The organism is Amycolatopsis sp. NPDC051373, assembly GCF_040689465.1.
In the GTDB taxonomy this organism is placed as follows: Bacteria; Actinomycetota; Actinomycetes; order Mycobacteriales; family Pseudonocardiaceae; genus Amycolatopsis.
Map to the genome: position 1 here is coordinate 44993 of NZ_JBFBAE010000013.1, position 20662 is coordinate 65654.

Genomic DNA, 20662 nt, shown 5'->3' on the forward strand with positions numbered 1-20662 from the left:
GGGAGTGACCACCACCACGACTGTGACGTTCGAGCGCCACCCGGACACCTACCGGCATTGGAAGCTCGACGTCGACGGCGAGGTCGCCTGGCTCGAGATGGACGTCGACGAGCAAGGCGGCCTCGTGCCGGGCTACGAGCTGAAGCTGAACTCCTACGACCTCGGCGTGGACATCGAGTTCTACGACGCCACGCAGCGCCTGCGCTTCGAGCACCCCGGCGTCAAAGCCGTGATCGTGACGAGCGCCAAGGACAAGGTGTTCTGTGCCGGGGCCAACATCCGGATGCTCGCGTCGTCGGCGCACGAGTGGAAGGTGAACTTCTGCAAGTTCACCAACGAAACCCGCAACGGCATCGAGGACGCCACCGAGTTCTCCGGTCAGCGGTACCTGGCCGCGGTCAACGGGAGCTGCGCGGGTGGCGGCTACGAGATCGCGCTCGCGTGCGAGAAGATCCTGCTCGTGGACGACAACTCGTCGACGGTCGCGCTGCCCGAGGTGCCGCTGCTCGGCGTGCTGCCCGGCACCGGCGGCCTCACGCGCGTGGTCGACAAGCGCCGCGTGCGCCGCGACCTCGCCGACGTGTTCGCCACGCGCTCGGACGGCGTGAAGGGCAAGACCGCCGTCGACTGGCGGCTGGTCGACGAGCTCGTGCCCCGCGTCGGGTTCCGCGAATCCGTGCTGGCCAGGGCTCGGGAGCTGGCCGCCGAATCCGAGCGCCTGCCGGGCGACCAGGGTGTGCGGCTCACGCCGCTGAACCCCGAGGTCACCGACGACGGCGTCAAGTACCGCTTTGTCGACATCACCTTCGACCGCCCCGCCTCGCTCGCGACGATCACCGTCCGCGGCCCCGAGGGCGAACCCGGTGACCTGCACGCCGAGGGTGCCGACGGCTGGCTGCTGCGCCTCACCCGCGAGCTCGACGACGCGATCCTCCGCTTGCGCGCCAACGAAACCGAGCTCGGCACCTGGGTCCTGCGCACCGAAGGCGACCCGGCCGGCGTCTTGGCTCACGAGCAGCAGGTGCTCGGCGCGAAAGACTGGCTGAGCAACGAGATCCTGCACTACTACAAGCGCACCCTCAAGCGCCTCGACGTCACCAGCCGCACACTCATCGCGCTCATCGAGCCGGGCAGCTGCTTCGCCGGCGTGCTGCTGGAGCTCGCGCTGGCCGCCGACCGCCAGTACATCCTGGACGGTCCGCCCATCGACGACGAAGACAGTGAAGAACGCGCGTCGATCACCTTGTCGGAAGCCAACTTCGGCCCGTTCCCCATGGGCAACGGCCTCACCCGCCTGCAGTCGCGGTTCTACGGCGACGACGACCACCTCGCGTGGCTCGTGCGCGAGCGCGACCACGCGCTGACGCCGGCCGAGACCGTGGAGCTGGGCCTGGTCACCGACGCGCCGGACGACCTCGACTGGGAGGACGAGATCCGGATCGCGCTGGAGGGCCGCGCCTCGCTGAGCCCCGACGCGCTCACCGGGATGGAGGCGAACCACCGGTTCGTCGGCCCGGAAACGATCGAAACGAAGATCTTCGGCCGCCTCACCGCGTGGCAGAACTGGATCTTCACCCGACCTAACGCTTCTGGTCCCGAAGGCGCGCTGCGCCGCTACGGTACGGGCCAGAAGGCGATCTTCGACAGGAAGCGGGTCTGACCGAGATGCCCGAGCGGATCGACTACGACGCCAAGATCCCCAACAACGTCAACCTCGCCGACGACCGGAGGTTGCAGCGGGCGCTGGAAGGCTGGCAGCCGAAGTTCATGAACTGGTGGGGCGAGATGGGCCCCACCCTGCAGACGCACGGCGTCTACCTGCGCACGGCCGTGAGCGTCGGGCGTGAGGGCTGGGCGCACTTCGACCACGTGAACGTGCCGGACTACCGCTGGGGCATCTTCCTCGCCGAGCGCGATCCCGACCGGCGCATCGCGTTCGGGGAACACAAGGGCGAGTCCGTGTGGCAGCAGGTGCCCGGCGAGTACCGCGCCGACCTGCAGCGCCTGATCGTGATCCAGGGCGACACCGAGCCGGCGTCGGTCGAGCAGCAGCGGCTGCTGGGCCTGACCGCGCCGAGCCTGTACGACTTGCGCAACCTGTTCCAGGTCAACGTCGAAGAGGGCCGGCACCTGTGGGCGATGGTCTACCTGCTGCACGCCTACTTCGGCCGCGAAGGCCGTGACGAGGCGGAAGGCCTGCTGCTGCGCAACTCCGGCAGCCCCGACGCGCCGCGCATCCTGGGCGCGTTCAACGAGGAAACGGCCGACTGGCTGGCCTTCTTCATGTTCACCTACTTCACCGACCGCGACGGGAAGTACCAGCTCGGGACGTTGAAGGAGTCTTCTTTCGACCCGCTCTCGCGCACGTGCGAGTTCATGCTGAAGGAAGAGGCGCACCACATGTTCGTCGGCACCACGGGTGTCGACCGCGTGGTGCAGCGCTCCGCGGATCTCATCCGCGAGCACGACACGCTCGACATCGCGTCCCACGGCGGTATCCCGCTCGACATCATCCAGCGGTATCTGAACTTCCACTACACGGTGTCGCTCGACCTGTTCGGCAGTGAGACCTCCACGAACGCCGCGAACTACTACACCGCGGGCCTCAAGGGCCGCTGGCAGGAGACGCGCCGCAAGGACGACCACAAGCTCACCGAGGACAGCCGCGACCTCGACCGCCCCAACGGCGACGGCACGTGGACCTCCGACGAGCTGCAGGCCATCCTGCTCCTGAACCTCGACCTGCGCGGCGAGTACACGGCCGACTGCCAGACCGGCGTGAACCGCTGGAACAAGATCCTCGCGGACGCGGACATCGACTTCCGCTTCAAGCTGCCGCACCCTGGTTTCAACCGCGAGGTCGGCATAAACTCCGGCCACCACATCACTCCCGACGGCAACATCGTCGACGAGACCACGTGGGAGGCCAGCCGGCACCGGTGGCTGCCGACGACCGAGGACCTGACGTTCGTCCGCTCGCTCATGCACCCGGTGTACGAGCGCGGGAAGATCGCCAGCTGGGTCGCGCCGCCGAGGCAGGGCATCAACGGCAAACCGTTCGACTACGAGTACGTGCACCTCACCTAGAGGGGGCCCCATGAGCAGCGGGTTCAACGCCGCCGAGTACCTGCTGGCCCAGGGGCGTCCCGACGCACCCGCCGTCGTCTCCGCGCGGCGAACCCTGAGCTACGCCGAGCTGACCGACGAGGCCTACCGGGTCGCGTCGGGCCTGCGTTCCCTGGGCGTGCGCCCGGAAGAGCGCGTGATGTTCTGCATGGTCGACGACGTCGAGCTGCTCACGGGCATCCTCGGCACGATGCTGGCCGGCGCCGTCGCGGTGCCGGTGTCCACGATGGTCACAGGCCTCGAGCTGGGCAAGGTCCTGGCCGACTCGCGGGCTCGCGTGCTGTGCGTGTCCGGCGAGTTCGCCGCGCAGGCCGTCGGTGCGCTGGCGGCCGCGCCGGAGGTCACCGACGTGGTGCTGGACCGCGCGGAGGCGGCGGCGTTCCCCTCGGGTGTGGCCACGCACGCGTGGGCCGAATTGACCACTGTGGACGATCTGGACCTGGAACCCGCTCGCACGTGGGAGGATTCGCCCGCGCTGTGGCTGTACACGTCGGGCACGACGGGCCAGCCGAAGGGCGCGATGCACCGGCACGCGAGCATCCGCGCGGTGTGCGAGACGTACGCGCACTCCGTCCTGGCGACGACTTCGGGTGACCGGTTCCTGTCCGTGCCGAAGCTGTTTTTCGCCTACGGCTTGGGGAACTCCGCGTTCTTCCCGCTCGCCGCCGGTGGCACGACGCTGCTGGAACCGGCGCGGCCGACGCCGGCGTTGTTCGCCGCCCGCGCTCGCGCCGACAGGCCGACGTTGTTCTTCGGCGTGCCGACGTTCTTCGCCGGCGTGCTGGCCAGCGATGTGCCGGACGACTCGTTCGCCTCGGTGCGGTACGCGGTGTCGGCCGGGGAACCGTTGCCCGCCACCATTTTCACGCGCTTCCGCGACCGCTTCGGCGTCGAGATCCTCGACGGGATCGGCTCCACGGAAGCGTTGCACATATTCCTGTCCAACCGCCCGGGCTCGATCCGGCCGGGCAGCACGGGCACCGCCGTGCCGGGCTACGCCGTGGAGATCCGCGACGAGAACGGTGCTCTCATCGAGAGCCCCGGGCAGCCAGGCGAGTTGTTCGTGTCGGGCCCGTCGACGGCGATGGGCTACTGGGCGCGGTACGAGACCACCAAGCGCGTGTTCCAGGGCGAATGGTTGCGCACGGGCGACAGCTACGTCCGCAACGAGGACGGCACCCTGACTTGCCTGGGCCGCTTCGGCGACATGCTGAAGGCGGGCGGGATCTGGGTGTCACCGTCCGAAGTGGAGGAACGGCTGCTGCAGCACCCGTCCGTCGCCGAGGTGGCCGTGGTGGCCGCGCCGGACGCGGACGGCCTCGACAAGCCGGTGGCGTGCGTCGTCGCGGCGCCCGGTTTCGCCGTGGACCCGGATGTGCTGATCGACTTCTGCCGCGCGGGTCTGGCGGCGTTCAAGCGTCCGCGAGGTGTCGTGGAGTTGCCGGAGCTGCCGAAGACGGCGACGGGCAAGATTCGCCGCAATGTGATCCGCGACCAGGTGCGCGAGTCGCTGCTCGTGGTTCCCGCGAAACCGTGATCGACTGGCCGGCATGATCGACGGTCGCTTCGTGGTCGACGCCCACGTCCACACCCCCCGGCTGCCCACGCTCAAACCGGCCTGGATGGACTGGGCCCGCGACTTCGCCGGCACGTACCCGTGGCGCACGGTCTACGACGACGCGGGTTCGGTGATTCCCGCCGCGATGGACGAGCTGATGGACTCCGAGGGCGTCGACCGCGTGCTGCTGTTTTGCGAGTACAGCCCGCGCGCCACCGGCATCCAGCCGATCGAGGACAACCTGCCGCTGGTCGCGTACAACCCCGAGCGGTTTCGGTTGGTGGCCAACGTGAACCCGCACCTGCACCACCCGCTGCGCGACGAGGTGGCCCGCCAGCTGGACCTGGGCGCGGTCGCGCTGAAGCTCCACCCCGTCCACGGCGGTTTTTCGCCCGCGGACAAGGAGCTGTACCCCGTCTACGAGCTGTGCGCATCCCTCGGCGTGCCCGTCGTTCTGCACTCGGGCCTCTCGGTGTTCCCGGGCGCCCGCGCGAGCTTCGGCGACCCCGCCCTGCTGTCCGACGTGGTGGAAGACTTCCCTGCCGTGAACTTCGTCTTCGCCCACGGCGGCCGCGGCTGGTGGTACGACACCGCGGCCTTCATGGCCCAGTCGCGCCCCAACGTCTGGCTCGACCTCGCCGGCCTGCCGCCCAAGAAACTCCCGGACTACTACGCCCGCTTCGACCTGCCCCGGCTGGCGCGCAAGTGGATCTTCGGCACGGACTGGCCGGGCGTGCCGGGGACCGCGGTGAACGTCCGGTCGATCGCCGGGCTGGGCCTGCCGGAGGAAACGCTGGGGGACGTGCTGGCGGGTAATGCGCTGAAGCTTATGCCGGGGTTGAAGTAGCGCCACGTGCACCGGCGCGACCTGCGGATACGCGGAGTCGCCCGATTCGGCGGTCGTTCCGGTGATCGGGAGCCGGCGGGGGTGGTCACGTCGTCTGCATTGCGGACGAAAGGACGTGGGCATGGCCGAGGACGGGGAGTTGCGCCGGATTTCGGAGCTTGTCGTACGCGTGGTGGCCGCCGACCCGGGGCTGCGCGGCGACGCGGAGGACGCCTGCCAGGCGGCGTGGGCCGAGTTCCTCGGGCGCCCGGACGCAGTGCGCGACCGCGCACGCCTCGGCGCCTGGCTGGCCACCGTCGCCCGGCGCCACGCCATCCGCGCCGTCGGCCGGCGGGCGCGGGCCGCCGAGGTTGAGGCCGCCGTCGCGCCGGTGGACGCCGAGTCACCCGAAGCGGCTGCGCTGGACAACGACGTGGCCACCGCCCTGTGGCGCACGGTCGACAGCCTGCCCGACCGCCATCGACGGCTGGTGTGGCTGCTGGCGCACCGGCCTGAGCTGTCAGTCCGTGAGGTGGCGGCTGAGCTGGGGATTTCGCCGAGCAGCCTGGGCAAGGTGCGGAGCCGGTGTCTTGCGGTGTTGAGGTATCGGCTCACGGCGCAGGGGTACACCTACCCCTGACCTGCGGATCGGTGGATGCGGCCGACGCCCGGATCGGCCGACCGCGTACAGGCGGCGAAGGGTCGATCGCGGTCACAAAAGCCACCGGCGAAGCCTCCCTCAAACCGCAGCTCACCAGCCCAAAATCAATCCAACATCTCATGCAGGCACAAAACGTTCCCCTCCGAATCCGAGAACCACGCAGCCCTCTCCTGTCCCACCTGGGCCACATGGTCGACAGTCTTCAGTCCCTCCACGTCGACGTCCTGGAACCGCACCCCGCGCCGCTCCAGCACCGTCATCTCCGCCGGCAGGTCGACGACCTCGAAGCTCAACGCGGTGTTGGGGCTCTGCGCCCCCTCGGGCATCAGCCGAAGCCCGATCGTCCCGGCCCCCGCGGCGAAGTACTGCGTCCCGTCCTCGCCGGTGTTCACCGGGGCGAGGCCAAGGGAGTCGGCGTAGAAGTGGGCGGCGCGGGTGGCGTCGGACACCGGGAGCATGGTGGTGATGGTCGAGTCGGTAAGCATGTCAGCAGCATGCGCCGACCAGGCAAAACGTCGGTAGGGCGCGTTTTTCAGCCGTTGGCCGAGCGCAGGGTGCGCATGGCGGCGGCGAGAGCCGCCGCGTCGTCGCCCAGGGGGGTCAGGACGATGTGGCGCAGGATTTCCGCGCAGGCCGAGCGGGCCTTCAGGGCCACGTCGAGGCCGTGCTCGGTCAGGGAGGCGAACGTGACGCGGCGGTCGTCCGGGCTGGGGACGCGGCAGATGAGGTCCGCGGCGACCAGGCGGTCGGCGACCTTGGTGAAGCCGCCGCTCGACAGGGCGGCCTCGGTGGCCAGGCGGGTCATCGGCATGCGGTGGTCGGGTGAGCGCACGAGCCTGATCAGGATGTCGAACGACGCGGGCGCGAGGCCGAACCGATCGGCGATCTCGCCCATCAGCTTGTCCTGTGTCGCCAGGTAGCCCTCTATCACGAGGCCCCACCAGGTCACGATCTCGTCGTCGTCCGTGCGCGGATCAGGTGTCACGGCGCACACGCTACCGCACAGTCTCACCGGAATATATCTTGCACGCGAGAGGTTTTGCGGGTTAGCGTAAGGCACCAGCACCCGAGGAGACCTGATGTCCATCAAAACCAGCGGGTTGCACCACGTCACCGCCATCGGCGGCAACCCACAGCGCAACGTCGACTTCTACCTCCGGACCCTGGGGCTGCGGCTGGTGAAGACGACGGTCAACTTCGACGACCCGGGCACCTACCACCTCTACTACGGCGACCAGTCCGGCAAACCGGGCTCGCTGATCACCTTCTTCCCCTGGTCCGACGCGCCCGCCGGCCGCCTCGGCACCGGGCAGGCGACGACCACGGCGTTCTCCGTGCCGGAGACCTCGCTCGGCTGGTGGCAGAAGCACCTCACCGAGCAGGGCGTGGAGACGAGCCAGATCCGCAACGCCGACAACGAGGAAACCCTGACCTTCCGCGACCCCGACGGTCTGCAGATCGCCCTCGTCGCACACCCGCAGGGCGACCCGCGCGACCCATGGGACACGAAGCTCGTCCCGGCGGAGAACGCCATCCGTGGTCTGCACTCCGTCACGCTGTCGGTGTCCAAAGAGGACGCGACAGCCGGCATGTTCACCGACGGCCTCGGCCTTTCCTTCCACAGCCAGGAAGGAAACCGCTTCCGCTTCGAGGCGGGCGAAGGCGGCCCGGGCGCGCTCGTCGACGTGCTCGTGACACCGGAGACCCCGCGCGGCCTCGTCGCCACCGGCACCGTGCACCACGTGGCCTGGCGCGCGCCCGACGAGCCGACGCAGGCGGCCTGGCGCGAGGAGCTCGTGGACAAGGGCGTCAACGTCACGTCCATTTTGGACCGCCAGTACTTCCGCTCCATCTACTTCCGCGAGCCCGGCGGCACGCTGCTCGAAGTGGCTACGGACGCGCCCGGCTTCACCTACGACGAGCCGCTGCTCGAGCTCGGTCGCGCGCTGAAGCTTCCGCCGTGGCTGGAACCGCGCCGCGACGAGATCGAGCACACGCTCCCCAAACTGAACCTCCCGAGCGAGAACAACCCGGAGCAGAAGTGAGCGCGTTCGAGCACAAGTACGCGGAAGGCCAGCAGGACAAGCCCGTGCTGCTCCTGCTCCACGGCACCGGCGGCGGCCCCGACGACCTGCTCGGCCTGGCCCGCGAGCTGAGCCCCGGCTCGGCCACGCTGGCCCCGGCCGGCCCGGTGTCGGAGTTCGGCGCCGCACGCTGGTTCCGCCGGCTCGCCGAGGGCGTCTTCGACTACGAGGACGTCGTCAAGCGCGCCAACGACCTCGCCGATTTCGTCCAAGAAGCCATCGAAAACTACGGCCTGACCGACCGCCGCCTGGTCGCCGTCGGCTTCTCCAACGGCGCCAACATCGCCGGGGCCCTCACGCTGCTACGCCCGGAAGTCCTCAGCGAAGCCGCGCTGTTCTCCGGCATGTCCCCGGTGCCCGAGCCGCCGAAGCACGACCTGTCGCACACGCGCGTCTTCCTCTCCAACGGCGAGGTCGACCCGATGGCCCCGCTGGCCTCGACGGACGAGTACATCCGGCTGCTCAAGGAACGCGGCGCCGACGTGACGATCCACCGCCAGCCCGGCGGGCATCAGATCACGCTCGACGGTGTGCAGGCGGCCCGGGAGTGGCTCGCTCGCTAGTAGGGTCGGTCCCATGACTTCTGGGGCACTCGAACGTGCGACGAACCTGCTGAGCACCACGATCCTGTCCGACGGTCACAACGACCTGCCGTGGGAGCTGCGGCTGCAGGGTGGACCCGACCCCGCAGCCGCGGCCGCGGCGCTCGACCTGACCGTGCGCCAGCCGTCGCTGCACACCGATTTCCCCAAGCTGGCCGACGGAAAGCTCAGCATGCAGTTCTGGTCGGTCTATGTGCCGTGCCAGCTCGCGGACGACAGCGCCGTCACCGCCGTGCTGGAGCAGATCGAGCTCGTGCACCAGCTCGCGCAGCGCTACCCCGACCGGCTGGAGCTCGTCACCACGGCCGACGAAGCCGAAGCCGCGTTCGCCGACGGCAAGATCGCGTCGCTGCTCGGCGCCGAAGGCGGTCACAGCATCAACGAATCCCTGGGCGTGCTGCGGATCCTGCGCCGCCTCGGCGTGCGGTACATGACGCTCACGCACAACTTCAACACCTCGTGGGCCGATTCCGGCACGGACGAACCGGCGCACAACGGCCTCACCGACTTCGGCCGCGAGGTCGTGCGGACGATGAACGAGATCGGCATGCTGGTCGACCTTTCGCACGTCGCGCCGAGCACCATGCGCGCCGCACTGGAGGTCAGCACCGCGCCGGTGATCTTCAGCCACTCCTCGTGCATCGCCGTGAACGACCACCCGCGCAACATTCCCGACGACGTCCTCGCGCAACTGCCCGGCAACGGCGGCGTCGCCATGATCACCTTCGTGCCCGCCTTCATCTCCCCGGCCGTCTCCGCGTGGGACGAGCAGCTCAAGGCCGCGATGGCCGCCGCCGGCCAGGAGTTCCGCGACCTCGGGCAGCGCGGGCGCTTCGCCGAGGCGTGGGACGGGCCGCCCAAGCCGAAGGCGACCGTCGCCGACGTCGTCGCGCACGTCGAGCACGCACGCGAGGTCGCCGGTATCGACCACATCGGCCTCGGCGGCGACTACGACGGCGTCGGCACGCTCCCGGAAGGGATGGAAGACGTCTCGAAGTACCCGGTGCTGTTCGCCGCTCTGATGGAACGCGGCTGGAGCGACGAGGACTGCGCGAAGCTCGCCGGCCGCAACTCGCTGCGGGTGCTGCGCGAGGTCGACCTCAAGCACTGAAACACCGGTACTCACCCGTTAGGGTCGCAGAACCGGCGATCGGCTGACCGCGGGCGGACAATCAGGGCATGTCCCACGCGCGAAGTGACCACACAACCGGGGCCGCGGGCTCCGGGACTCCCGAGGTGCCGGGCGTCGGAGTGCCCGGGACCGAACCGATTCCGACCGATCCGACCACGACCTCGCCACCGACCAAGGCCGGCAAGCGCCCCACCCGGGTCAGCGGGGCCTGGATCGCGGCGGTCGTGGCCATCGTGCTGCTGGCGTTCCTGCTGGTGTTCATCCTGCAGAACCTCGACAGCGTCACGGTGCACTTCCTCGGCATGTCGGGCAGCCTGCCCCTCGGCATCGCGATGCTGCTGGCGGCGCTCGGCGGCATGGTCGTGATCGCCCTGGTCGGCGGGGCCCGGATCATGCAGCTGAAGAAGGCGACCCGGCGCGCCCGGAAGTGATCGGGCGCCGCCCGTCGTGAATGTCGCGGGCCGGCTGTGAAAGCCGGCGTCGCGACATCCCGCTCACAGAGCTGTGCCCGGAACCCGACCGCAAACGCTTGCGCGGTCGGGCTACGCGAAGACCGACACCATCTCGAGCACCGTCGCGCACGCGCTCTCGTCCCCCTTGACCGCCACGCGGTCCTCGACGTCGGCGGGCTTGACCGTGCGCGTGCACAGGCGCCAGAACGTGTCCGCGTCCGTGGCCACCGAAGCCAGCGGGCTGCGTGAGGTCGGTGCGCCGCGGTCCAGCGTCCAGCCCTTCGCCGACGCGCGAGCGGTCCACTGGCCACCGCTCGAGCCCGTCACGGTGTAGCCGACCTGACGGCCGCTACGCGCTTCGACGTCGCGCAGCGTGTGCGGCAAGGCGCGCATGAACGTGTCCACGACCGGCGCCCGGAACTCGGGATCGTCGAGCAGCGGGGCGCCCACGGCTTCGCGGATCTGCTGCTGGTGCACCCACAGCTCGGTGTACTCGCGCGCCACGTCGAGCCACATCGGCGCCGGTTCCGGGCCGGCCCACGTGACGGGCCCGCCCAACGCGTCGAGGTCGTGGCGCTTCCACATGTCGGTGAGCTGCGCTGTGCTGTCCACGAGCAGCGCGAACAGGACCTCGGGCGAGAGCCGGCGGCACGCGCGCACCCACTCGTCGTTGATCCGGTGCAGAAACGACGGGAACGGCTCGCCCTCGCGGGGCTCTTCGACGTGGTAGCCGTCGCGGTCCCGGGAAAGCCGCCCGAGCTTGTCGCCCAGGATGTGGGCGGCCACGTCGTGCACGGTCCAGCCGGGGCACGCCGTCGGCGCCGCCCACTGCCCGGCGTCGAGGTCCGTGAGCACGCTGACCAGTGCTTGTTCCTCGCGGGCGAACAGCGGGAGGACGTCGATCGGCGGTCCCCAGTGCGTCGCGGTCATGCGCGCCATCCAACACCACGCCAGACTGGCTACCCGCAGGTAGCATCAGCGCGGAACACGAGGGGAGCACGCCTGTGGACAGCCAGCGACCGAACGGCCGGGGCTCGGCCGAGGACGTGGCCAACGTCGCGCGCCGCGCCGGGCAGCTGGCCGGCTGGGCCGCGCGCGCCGGGTTCGGGCTCACGCGCAAGCTGCCCGGGCTCGACCAGGCCGAGCGCGGGATCCGCCACGTGGAGCGCAGCCTGCTCAGCGAGCTTCGCCGTCGCCTCGACGAGGTCGACGACCCGTACCACGCGGCGCTCACCGCGGCGTCGGCCATGAACCGCGGTGGCGGAGGCAGCCGCGTGGTCGAGTCCACCGTGACGCTGGTGCCCGCCCGCGAGCACGAAGAGCCGCTGCGCGCGGCGATGGCCGAGCTGCTCAACCACTCCATCGGCTTCGGCCGCGAGCGGGCCCGCGAGTACTTCTACGCGATCATCCTGCGCCAGCTCACGCCCGACGAGGCGCGCATCCTCGCCGCGCTGTCCGACGGTTCGCCGTTCCCCACCGTCGACGTCGCCGAGCGCACGAATCTCGGCAGCGCGGGCCGGATCGTGCTGCGCAACGCCTCGACCGTCGGCAAGGCGGCCGGGGTGTCGCTGCCCGACCAGGTGCCGGGTTACCTCACGCGGCTGATCGGGCTGGGGCTGGTCGACCTCGACGAAGAGGTGCCGGCGCTGGAGACGCAGTACGAGATCCTCCTGACCGACGAGACCGTGCGTGAGGTGGAGAAGCAGGTGAAGCGGGTGAAGGTGATCCGCCGGACCGTGCACATCTCCCGGCTCGGGGCTCAGTTCTGGCAGGCCTGCGACCCGAGCCTGGGCTAGCGTGGGCGCGTTCTTCTCGGGCCTGCTCGACGACTTCGCCCGCCACTGGCCGCTCTACGTTTCGATCCCCGTCGTCGCCGCCCTCATCGGGTACGGCACGAAGCTCGTCGCGATCCGCATGATGTTCCAGCCCGTGGAGTTCCTCGGGATCAAGCCGTTCCTCGGCTGGCAGGGCATCGTGCCGAAACGCGCGGCGCGCATGGCGAGCATCGCGTGCGACACGATGACCGAGCAGCTGATCAAGCCGGCCGAGGTCGTCGCGCGCCTCGACGCCGACCGGATCGCGCAGGAGATCGCCAAACCACTCGAAGCGGCGGTCGAGGACATCGTGCGCGAGGTCGCGGGCCACTACCAGCCGGGGCTGTGGGAATCGCTGCCGGTGGGCGTGCAGCGGCTGGTGATCCAGCGCGTGCAGACCGAGTCGCCGCACATGGTCAAGGCCGTGCTGGAGCTCATCAAGTCCGATGTGGACAGTGTGTTCGACCTCAAGGGCATGGTCGTCACCAGCCTGGTGAAGGACAAGCGCCTGCTCAACCGGATCTTCCAGGAGGCGGGCGAGCAGGAGTTCAAGTTCATCGCGCGCTCGGGGTGCGCGTTCGGCGGGCTGATCGGCGTGATCCAGATGGTGGCGTGGGTCCTGTTCAAGTTTCCGCTGATCATGCCGTTGTTCGGTTTGTTCACGGGCTGGTTCACCGACTGGCTCGCGCTGCGCATGATCTTCTACCCGCTCGAGCCGAAGCGGTACTTCGGCGTGCAGTGGCAGGGGTTGTTCCTGAAGCGGCGCGCGGAGGTGGCCGAGGCGTACGGCGCGCTGATCGCCAAGGAGATCATCACGCCGCACAACGTGATCCAGGCGATCCTGCAGGGGCCGCTGTCCGACCGGGTGCTGGCGTTGATCCAGCGCCAGCTCGACGTGGAGATCGGCCGCGCGGCAAACGTCGCGAAGCCGCTGCTGGTGTTCGCCATCGGCAGCCGCCGCTACCAGGACGTGAAGTTCGCGATCTCCGAGCAGATCATGGCGCGCCTGCCCGACACGATGCGCTACATCGAGGACTACGCCACCGACGCGATGGACATCCGCAACGTGCTGGTCACCAAGATGAAGGAGCTCTCGCCCGAGGAGTTCGAGCAGCTGCTGCGCCCGGCGTTCCAGCAGGACGAGTGGATCCTCATCGCGACGGGCGCAGTACTCGGGTTTTGTGTAGGGGAGGGCCAAGTTCTGCTGCTGGAGCACCTCGCTTCCTGAGCGCGCCGCTAGGGTGCTGCCGTCGGGACGGGACGTCGAGGGGTGCGGCATGGGCGAGGGAGCGGCTCCGTGGCCGCAGGAGATCCGGCTCGCGATGACCATGGTCGGCGGCGCGAGCCTGGCCGTGTGGATGAGCGGGGTGGCCGCCGAGACGTCGGCGCTGTTGCAGGCGTCGCGCTCTTCCGAGCCGAGTGGTGGGTACCGGAAGCTGCTCGACCTGCTGCGCGCGAAGGTGCGCCTCGACGTGCTCACCGGCACGAGCGCCGGCGGCGTCGGCGCGGCGGGGCTCGGGCTGGCGGAGGCGTTCCGGTCTTCGCCGACGCCGTTGCGTGACGCGCTGCTGGCCGACGCCTCGCTGGCGAACCTGATCCGCGACCCGAAGGAAGCGCAGCCGCGCTCGCTGCTCGACGGCGACCAGTTCCTGGGTTGTCTCGACGGCGCGTTCCGCGCGATCGTCTCCGGCGGCACGACGCCGTCCGAAGCGCCAGACATGACGCTGCTGCTGCCCGGCACGATGATCGACGGCGAGACCGTGCGCTACGACGACGCGCTCGGCAACCTCGTGCGCGACACCGAGCACCGCATGCTGTTCCGCTTCGTCGGTCCACTGTGGAACAGCCAGGTCACGGCGCCGCTCGCGCTCGCGGCGCGCTCCACCGCGTCGTTCCCCGGCGCGTTCGAGCTGGCGCGGCTGCCGGTCGGCCCCCGGGTCGCGGACCGGCAGCACCCGGACATGACGGACTACACCGAGCTCTCGCGCTCGCACTGGCTCACCGACGGCGGCGTGCTCGTGAACAAGCCGCTGCGCCCGGTGTTGCGGGAGATCTTCGAGCTACCGTCTTCGTCGGACGTGCGACGGCTGCTGCTTTACGTGGTGCCCACCGTCGAGGCCGAGGCGGCCGCGGTGCCGGTGGATCCGGCGAACCCGCCGCTGCTGGGCGCCGCGCTGGCGAAGGTCGTCTCGACGGTGATCAACCAGACGATCAGCTCCGACCTGGAGGAGCTCACCGCGCACAACGACGCCGTGGTCGCCACCCGCGACACCCGCGTTTCCCTTGCCGCGCTGGGGCTTCGCGGCGGCGAGCTCGTGGACCACCGCGTGATGGCGGCCTACCTCGACCGGCGCGTCGCCGAGGACGCGGCCGAGCTGGTGCGCACGGCCACGCGGTACTATGAATTGTCTACTGTGGACAGCAAGGATCCGGGCTGGGCCACGGGGATGTCGACGGAGCTGCGCTCGGTGGCCGCCGAAGGTCTCCGGCACGGCATGCCGGCGAAGGCGCCGGGAGCCGGGTGCCAGGTCGAGGACCTCGCCGCCTTCCGCACCACGGCGCTCGACGATTCGGTTGCCACGGGCCTGCAGCTGGTCAACGCCGCGTTCCACCTGTGCCCGGACGGGCAGCAGGCCGCGACGCTCAACGACGTCCGCGCACGCCTGCACGCGGCGCGCAGCAAAGCCGCGCGGGGCATCCGCATCTCGCCGTGGGTGGCGAAACACGAACCACCGGCCGCAGGCACCTCTGCGGCCGACTGGATCGGGCAGCTCGCGCGGGAATGGGCCCAGCTGGGCAAGTCGGACGCGTTGCGCGAAGCGTGGCCCCTGGTCACGGGCGCGCTGCGCGCCGCGGCGCCGGTGCTGCGGGAGCTGGCGAGCGCCCCGCTGGCGACGGCGGCGGTGCTGAAGATGAACGGGCAGACGCCGCCGCGGACCGACGGGGCCCGGCTGGACGCCGAGCTCGCCGACGTGGTGGCCGACGCCGTCGACACTGTCACGACGCTGATCGGCTGGTTCGGCCTGGCCGAGGATCCGGCTGTGGCCCCAGCGCAGTCCAAGGATCCAGCGCAGCCGGCGGTCGCAGTGCAGCCTGCGGTGGCAGCACTGCCCGCGGCGCAGCCCGCGGTGGCGGCGCAGCCCGGCGACTCAGCGCTGCACGCGGTGGCAGCACTGCCCGCGGTGGCGGCGCAGCCTGCGGTTGCAGTGCAGCCTGCGGTGGCGGTGCAGCACGACGACCCGGCGCAGGCTGCGGTCGCAGAGCAGACCAAGGGCCTGGCGCTGCCCGCGATGGCTGCGCAGCCCGCGGTCGCAGGGCGGCAGAAGGACCCAAACCAGCCCGAAGACCCAGCCCAGCCCGAGATTGCAGCGCAGTCCAACGACCCGGCCCACTCCGCCAACGACCACACCCTGATGTCACGCCTGATCCTCCTGCACGTCGCCACGCGCGGTCTCCTCGCGCAACCGCCGTCGGTCGACCAGCGCGTGGACCTGGTGCAGGTCAGCGCCGATTCCCGCACGTTGCTCGACCTCGGCCGCCGGCGCGGCTGGGACAAGCTCACCGGCCTGCAGGCCGACTACTTCGGCGCGTTCTACAAGTCCTCGTGGCGCGCGAACGACTGGATGTGGGGCCGCGTCGACGCCGTCGGCTGGCTCGTGCAGTGCCTGCTCGACCCGCATCGGCTGCGGGTGCTGCGCAACGTCGTCGGTCCGGAGGCGTTCCGCGTCGAGGTGCGCGAGGCGTTCACCGCGGTCGGCTGGCAGCTGCCGAGCGTGGCCGACAACGTGCCGGCCGCGGACGTGCAGTCGCTCGTCGCGCAGCTCGGCGAGGAGCTCGCCTTCCTGGGCCTCGACGCGCAGCTGGCCGACGCGGCGTTCAGCGACGATCTGCCGACCAGCCTGCCGGTGACGTCGATGGTGCTCGCGCGCGGTCGCCAGTTGGAGATCGCGCGCGAGGAGCTGCCGGTCGTCGCCCAGCAGGCGGCCGACGACGCGGCCGAGGGCAACGGCAAGCCGTCCGCGGTCTTCCGCACGATCATGGCCACGCCGCCCGCGGACGCCGCCGCGACGCAACGCGCGTTCCAGGCCTGCCAGGTCTCGGCCGAACGCTTCGAAGGCGAACGCGGCACGATGCTGCTCACCAAAACGCTCGTGAAGGCCGGTGCGACGGGCCTCAACGCCGCCGCGGGCGCCACCCGCGTGCCGACGTCGCTGCAGCCCGCCGCGAAGGTGGCCCAGGCGACCGGGCGCAGCGCGTGGTGGGTCACGCAGGGCGCGTCGAAGCTCGGCCGCCCGTGGAACCTCATCGCGGCCGCCGTGACGGCCGTGGCGGGCCTCGTGCTCGGCGGCAACGGCGGCCAGGTTCTGCAGTGGGTCGGCCCGCCCGTGGCCGCGGGCGCGGTCGTGTTCCTCGTGGTGAGCCTGCTGACGCTGAAACGCACGTGGCGCATGGTGCTCACGCTGCTGTGCGTGCTGGTGGTGTTGGCGTTGCTGTTCGCGGCGTTCCTGCCGCCGCTGGCGCAGCCGTTGTTCGGCTGGATCGGCACGGTGGTCGCGGGCTGGCGCCGCGGTGAGGCGCCCGTGTGGTGGCTGATCGTGGTGCTGCTGCTCGTACTGCCCGCCGTGTGGACGCCGATCGCCGCACTGCGCCGCCGCACGCGCACACGGAGCACCCGGCGCCAGGTCAAGGGCACCGAGATCACCCGCCGCACCTGAGTGACCACCGCCGAGACGCGCCGTCTGGTCAGGGGGGCCGTTCGTCCGTCTTGCGCCGAACCGCGTGACGCGTCATGGTCGGGGGAGTACAGGACGCTCGCCACGGCGAGCGGTCCAAGCCCAGGTCTTGCCCCGAGACGCTGTCGATCAAACGTGTTTGTGGGGCTCCTCACCGGACAATCCACGTCCCCGCAGGTGAGCGGGGTGGGCGTGGCCCGCGTCGCTGGCGGCGTGAAAATTCTCTGTTACGTTTCCTGAGTATGTCCGGAAAGCACTTGATCGAAACCCCGACCAAGGCCGATGGCGCCGCCCTCTGGCGAATCGCACGCGATTCGCAGAAGCTTGATCTTAACACTCCGTACGCGTACCTGCTGTGGTGCCGCGATTTCGCGGAGAGTTCGGTGGTCGCTCGCGTCGACGGCGAGGCGGTGGGTTTCGTCATCGCCTACCGGAGGCCGTCCGAGCCCGACGTCGCGCTGGTGTGGCAGGTCGCGGTCGACTCTTCGCAGCGCGGGAAAGGCCTGGCCGGGCAGCTGCTCGACGCCTTGTACACCCGCCTGGTCGACGACGGGGTGCGGTTTCTCGAAACCACGATCACCCCTGACAACGAGGCTTCGATCCGGCTCTTCGCGTCGTTCGCTAAGCGGTGGAACGCCGGGTTGAAGAGCAGCAGGCTGTTCGAAGCCGAAGATTTCCCGGAAGATGGCGAAGGCGGGCACCTGCCCGAAGACCTTTACCGCATCGGGCCGTTGATCCGTCAATAAGCCGTCAATTTCGGGTCGAGTAGGAGCAGAGAAACGTCATGAGCATCTTCGAAGAGCTCGAATCGGAAGTTCGCAGTTACAGCCGGGGGTGGCCGGTCGTCTTCGACCGTGCGCAGGGCAGCTGGCTGTACGACGAGGACGGCAAGGCCTACCTCGATTTCTTCGCGGGTGCCGGCGCGCTGAACTACGGGCACAACAACCCGAAGCTCAAGGCCGCGCTGATCGACTACATCCAGCGCGACGGCGTGACCCACGCGCTCGACATGTACACCGTGGCCAAGCGCGATTTCCTGGAGGCGTTCCAGGAAAAGATCCTCGCGCCGCGCGAGCTGGATTACAAGATCGTCTTCCCCGGCCCGGGTGGCGCCAACGCGGTGGAAGCCGCGCTGAAGCTCGCCCGCAAGGTGACCGGCAAGGAGTCGGTCATCAACTTCACGAACGCGTTCCACGGCATGACGCTCGGTGCGCTGTCGGTCACGGGCAACTCGATGAAGCGCGGCGGCGCCGGTATCCCGCTCGTGCACGCCACCCCGATGCCGTACGACCGCTACTTCGACGGCACGATCCCCGACTTCCTGTACTTCGAGAAGCTGATCGAAGACTCCGGCAGCGGCCTGAACGAGCCCGCGGCCGTGATCGTGGAGGGCGTGCAGGGAGAGGGCGGCATCAACGCCGCGCGCCTCGCCTGGCTCAAGGGCCTCTCGGACCTGTGCGAGAGCCACGACATCCTGCTGATCGTCGACGACGTGCAGATGGGCTGCGGCCGCACCGGCCCGTTCTTCAGCTTCGAGGACGCGGGCATCAAGCCCGACATCGTCTGCCTGTCGAAGTCCATCGGCGGCTACGGCATCCCGATGGCGCTCACGCTCATCAAGCCGGAGCTCGACGTCTGGGAGCCGGGTGAGCACAACGGCACGTTCCGCGGCATCAGCCCCGCGTTCGTGACCGCCACCGAGGCGATCAACCTCTACTGGAGCGACGACGAGCTCGAGAAGTCCACGAAGGCCAAGGGCGAGCGCATCGCCGCCGCCTTCAAGGACATCGTGGAGGCCTACCCGGACGCCAACCTGCTGGCGAAGGGCCGCGGCCTCGCGCGCGGCATCGAGTTCGCGAACGGCGACCTGGCCGGCGCGGTGTGCAAGGAAGCGTTCGAGCGCGGCCTGCTGATGGAGACGTCCGGGCCCGACGGTGAAGTCATGAAGCTGCTGCCGCCGCTGACCCTGACCGACGACGAGCTCACGCAGGGACTGTCGATCATCAACGACTCCATCGCCGCCGTCCTCAAGTAGTCCCGAACAACAGGTAAGGAGCAACCTTTGCTGGTCCGCACGCTCAACGACGTCACCGACACCGACGCTGACATCAAGACGCCCAACTGGCGCAGCAAGCGCATCATCCTCGCCAAGGAGGGTCTGGGCTTCTCGGTGCACGAGACCACGCTGTACGCGGGCACGGTGAACGACTTCTGGTACGCCAACCACATCGAGGCCGTGTTCATCACCTCCGGCGAGGGCGAGGTGGAGAACAAGGCGACCGGTGAGGTCTTCCCGCTGGCGCCCGGCACCATCTACGTGCTCAACGACCACGACAAGCACCAGGTCCGGCCCAAGACCGAGATCAAGTGCGTGTGCGTGTTCAACCCGCCGGTCACCGGCCGCGAAGTGCACGACGAGAACGGCGTGTACCCACTCATCGTCGAAGAAACCGCCTGAGCCTTCCCGGCTGCTGCCGCGACCACCACGCCGAACGAATGCGAGAACCAGGAGGAGAGCAACTGTGACGCTGACGGACACCCGGGTCGAAGACGCGTACCCGACCCGGATCACCGGTACGCCGGAGCAACTTCCGCGCGTGCACCCCACGGTGTGGGGTACCGAGGCAGACGGTCCCATCGACGCCGCGACCCTGGCCAACCACGAGGCCAAGGGCTACACCGTCGACGAAGGCCTGCTCTCGCCCGGTGAGGTCCAGACGTACTGGCAGGAGCTCGTGCGGCTGTCCTCCGACCGGGAACTGCGGGCGGACGAGCGGGTGATCACCGAGTCGAAGACCGGCGAGGTCCGGTCCATCTTCGACGTCCACGTGATCTCGGACCTGATCGCGGAGCTCGTGCGCGACCCGCGGGTCCTCGACCGGGCCCGGCAGATGCTGGGCTCGGACGTCTACGTCCACCAGAGCCGCGTGAACTACATGCCGGGCTTCAAGGGCACGGGGTTCTACTGGCACTCGGACTTCGAGACGTGGCACGCCGAGGACGGCATGCCGGCGCCGCGGGCCGTCAGCTGCTCGATCGCGCTCACGGACAACTACCCCTACAACGGTGGGCTCATGGTCATGCCGGGCTCGCACCGCACGTTCGTGCAGTGCGCGGGCGAGACGCCGGACGACAACTACAAGAGCTCGCTCAAGGACCAGCGCGTCGGTGTGCCGGCCGAGGACGACATCACGAAGATGGCGGCCGAGTACGGCATCGACCAGTTCACCGGCACGGCGGGCACGGCGCTGTGGTTCGACTCCAACGTGATGCACGGGTCGTCGAACAACATCACGCCGTACCCGCGCTCGAACATCTTCCTGGTGTTCAACAGCGTCGAGAACGCGCTGCAGGAACCCTTTGCGGCAGCCAGTCCCCGGCCGTCGTTCATCGCCGGCCGCGACGCCACCCCGGTGCGCCGGTGACGAGGGTTACCACGGCGCGGCGGCGGGTCGCCCGTAGCCGTGAATGTGCACCCTGTTACTTTGTCGCCACTCCGCACGGGCCTCGTGGGTCCGCCGCGGAGGAGCTGTCCGTGGCAGTCCGGGTTCCTAGCTCGGGGTGAGCCCACCCGTCCCGCCCGGGCAGCATTGAGGTCGGGTGGACCGCGCCCCCTGGCGGCCCAGCCGACGTCACCGAGTCCGGCCCCGCACCATCAGATCGGGACTGATGGT

General features: G+C 69.6%; 19 protein-coding genes. 16 read left to right on the top strand and 3 right to left on the bottom strand.

The features are described 5' to 3' along the window. Positions 1-4: 4 nt before the first annotated feature. The 5 genes from boxC (at position 5) to AB0383_RS24705 (ending at position 6150) form a co-directional block, all read left to right on the top strand. Positions 5-1660, top strand: coding sequence for a 2,3-epoxybenzoyl-CoA dihydrolase (boxC, locus tag AB0383_RS24685; protein ID WP_364186918.1), 1656 nt, complete (start codon positions 5-7; stop codon positions 1658-1660). Positions 1661-1665: 5 nt separating this feature from the next. Beyond that, positions 1666-3087 (top strand): benzoyl-CoA 2,3-epoxidase subunit BoxB, encoded by a 1422-nt coding sequence (gene boxB / locus AB0383_RS24690; protein ID WP_364186915.1) that lies wholly within the window; start codon positions 1666-1668, stop codon positions 3085-3087. Between the two features lie 10 nt (positions 3088-3097). After that, complete coding sequence (locus AB0383_RS24695; protein WP_364186913.1) at positions 3098-4663, top strand: benzoate-CoA ligase family protein; 1566 nt, start codon at positions 3098-3100, stop codon at positions 4661-4663. Between the two features lie 13 nt (positions 4664-4676). Continuing rightward, the gene (locus AB0383_RS24700; protein ID WP_364186911.1) at positions 4677-5531 is read left to right on the top strand and encodes an amidohydrolase family protein; all 855 of its coding nucleotides are present in this window, start codon (positions 4677-4679) and stop codon (positions 5529-5531) included. A gap of 121 nt (positions 5532-5652) precedes the next feature. Continuing rightward, positions 5653-6150 (top strand): sigma-70 family RNA polymerase sigma factor, encoded by a 498-nt coding sequence (locus tag AB0383_RS24705; protein ID WP_366188654.1) that lies wholly within the window; start codon positions 5653-5655, stop codon positions 6148-6150. A 125-nt stretch (positions 6151-6275) separates the two neighbouring features. Here the strand turns inward: AB0383_RS24705 and AB0383_RS24710 are convergent, their stop codons facing one another. Then, a complete protein-coding gene (locus tag AB0383_RS24710; protein ID WP_364186907.1) occupies positions 6276-6656 on the bottom strand; it encodes a VOC family protein in 381 nt (126 codons plus the stop codon). A gap of 47 nt (positions 6657-6703) precedes the next feature. Further along, complete coding sequence (locus AB0383_RS24715; protein ID WP_364186904.1) at positions 6704-7156, bottom strand: MarR family transcriptional regulator; 453 nt, start codon at positions 7154-7156, stop codon at positions 6704-6706. Positions 7157-7250: 94 nt separating this feature from the next. Here AB0383_RS24715 and AB0383_RS24720 point away from each other — a divergent pair, with 94 nt between their 5' ends. The 4 genes from AB0383_RS24720 (at position 7251) to AB0383_RS24735 (ending at position 10420) form a co-directional block, all read left to right on the top strand. Further along, positions 7251-8216 (top strand): ring-cleaving dioxygenase, encoded by a 966-nt coding sequence (locus AB0383_RS24720; RefSeq protein WP_366188655.1) that lies wholly within the window; start codon positions 7251-7253, stop codon positions 8214-8216. Continuing rightward, a complete protein-coding gene (locus tag AB0383_RS24725; protein ID WP_364186899.1) occupies positions 8213-8818 on the top strand; it encodes an alpha/beta hydrolase in 606 nt (201 codons plus the stop codon). Before AB0383_RS24720 ends, AB0383_RS24725 begins: the two co-directional genes overlap by 4 nt. A 13-nt stretch (positions 8819-8831) precedes the next feature. After that, a complete protein-coding gene (locus AB0383_RS24730) occupies positions 8832-9968 on the top strand; it encodes a dipeptidase (RefSeq protein WP_366188656.1) in 1137 nt (378 codons plus the stop codon). Between the two features lie 68 nt (positions 9969-10036). Next, complete coding sequence (locus AB0383_RS24735; RefSeq protein ID WP_364186894.1) at positions 10037-10420, top strand: lipopolysaccharide assembly protein LapA domain-containing protein; 384 nt, start codon at positions 10037-10039, stop codon at positions 10418-10420. Between the two features lie 111 nt (positions 10421-10531). Here the strand turns inward: AB0383_RS24735 and AB0383_RS24740 are convergent, their stop codons facing one another. Then, a complete protein-coding gene (locus AB0383_RS24740; protein WP_364186891.1) occupies positions 10532-11380 on the bottom strand; it encodes a maleylpyruvate isomerase family mycothiol-dependent enzyme in 849 nt (282 codons plus the stop codon). A gap of 65 nt (positions 11381-11445) precedes the next feature. On the opposite strand from AB0383_RS24740, the gene AB0383_RS24745 reads away from it, so the two are divergent. From AB0383_RS24745 to thpD, 7 genes are all read left to right on the top strand, one after another. Continuing rightward, positions 11446-12237 (top strand): Abi-alpha family protein, encoded by a 792-nt coding sequence (locus AB0383_RS24745; protein WP_364186888.1) that lies wholly within the window; start codon positions 11446-11448, stop codon positions 12235-12237. Position 12238: 1 nt separating this feature from the next. Further along, a complete protein-coding gene (locus AB0383_RS24750; protein WP_364186886.1) occupies positions 12239-13483 on the top strand; it encodes a DUF445 domain-containing protein in 1245 nt (414 codons plus the stop codon). Positions 13484-13532: 49 nt separating this feature from the next. Further along, a complete protein-coding gene (locus AB0383_RS24755) occupies positions 13533-16970 on the top strand; it encodes a patatin-like protein (protein WP_366188657.1) in 3438 nt (1145 codons plus the stop codon). Between the two features lie 260 nt (positions 16971-17230). Beyond that, entirely contained in the window at positions 17231-17734 is a 504-nt protein-coding gene (gene ectA / locus AB0383_RS24760; protein ID WP_364186881.1) for a diaminobutyrate acetyltransferase, read from the top strand. Between the two features lie 38 nt (positions 17735-17772). Continuing rightward, positions 17773-19023: a diaminobutyrate--2-oxoglutarate transaminase gene (gene ectB, locus AB0383_RS24765; RefSeq protein WP_366188658.1), complete on the top strand. Its 1251-nt coding sequence runs from the start codon at positions 17773-17775 to the stop codon at positions 19021-19023. 27 nt (positions 19024-19050) lie between these two features. Next, the gene (locus AB0383_RS24770; RefSeq protein ID WP_364186875.1) at positions 19051-19446 is read left to right on the top strand and encodes an ectoine synthase; all 396 of its coding nucleotides are present in this window, start codon (positions 19051-19053) and stop codon (positions 19444-19446) included. Between the two features lie 64 nt (positions 19447-19510). Continuing rightward, positions 19511-20413 carry an ectoine hydroxylase gene (gene thpD / locus AB0383_RS24775; protein WP_364186872.1) on the top strand — a complete coding sequence of 301 codons (903 nt, stop codon included), beginning with the start codon at positions 19511-19513 and terminating at the stop codon, positions 20411-20413. Positions 20414-20662: the final 249 nt, after the last annotated feature.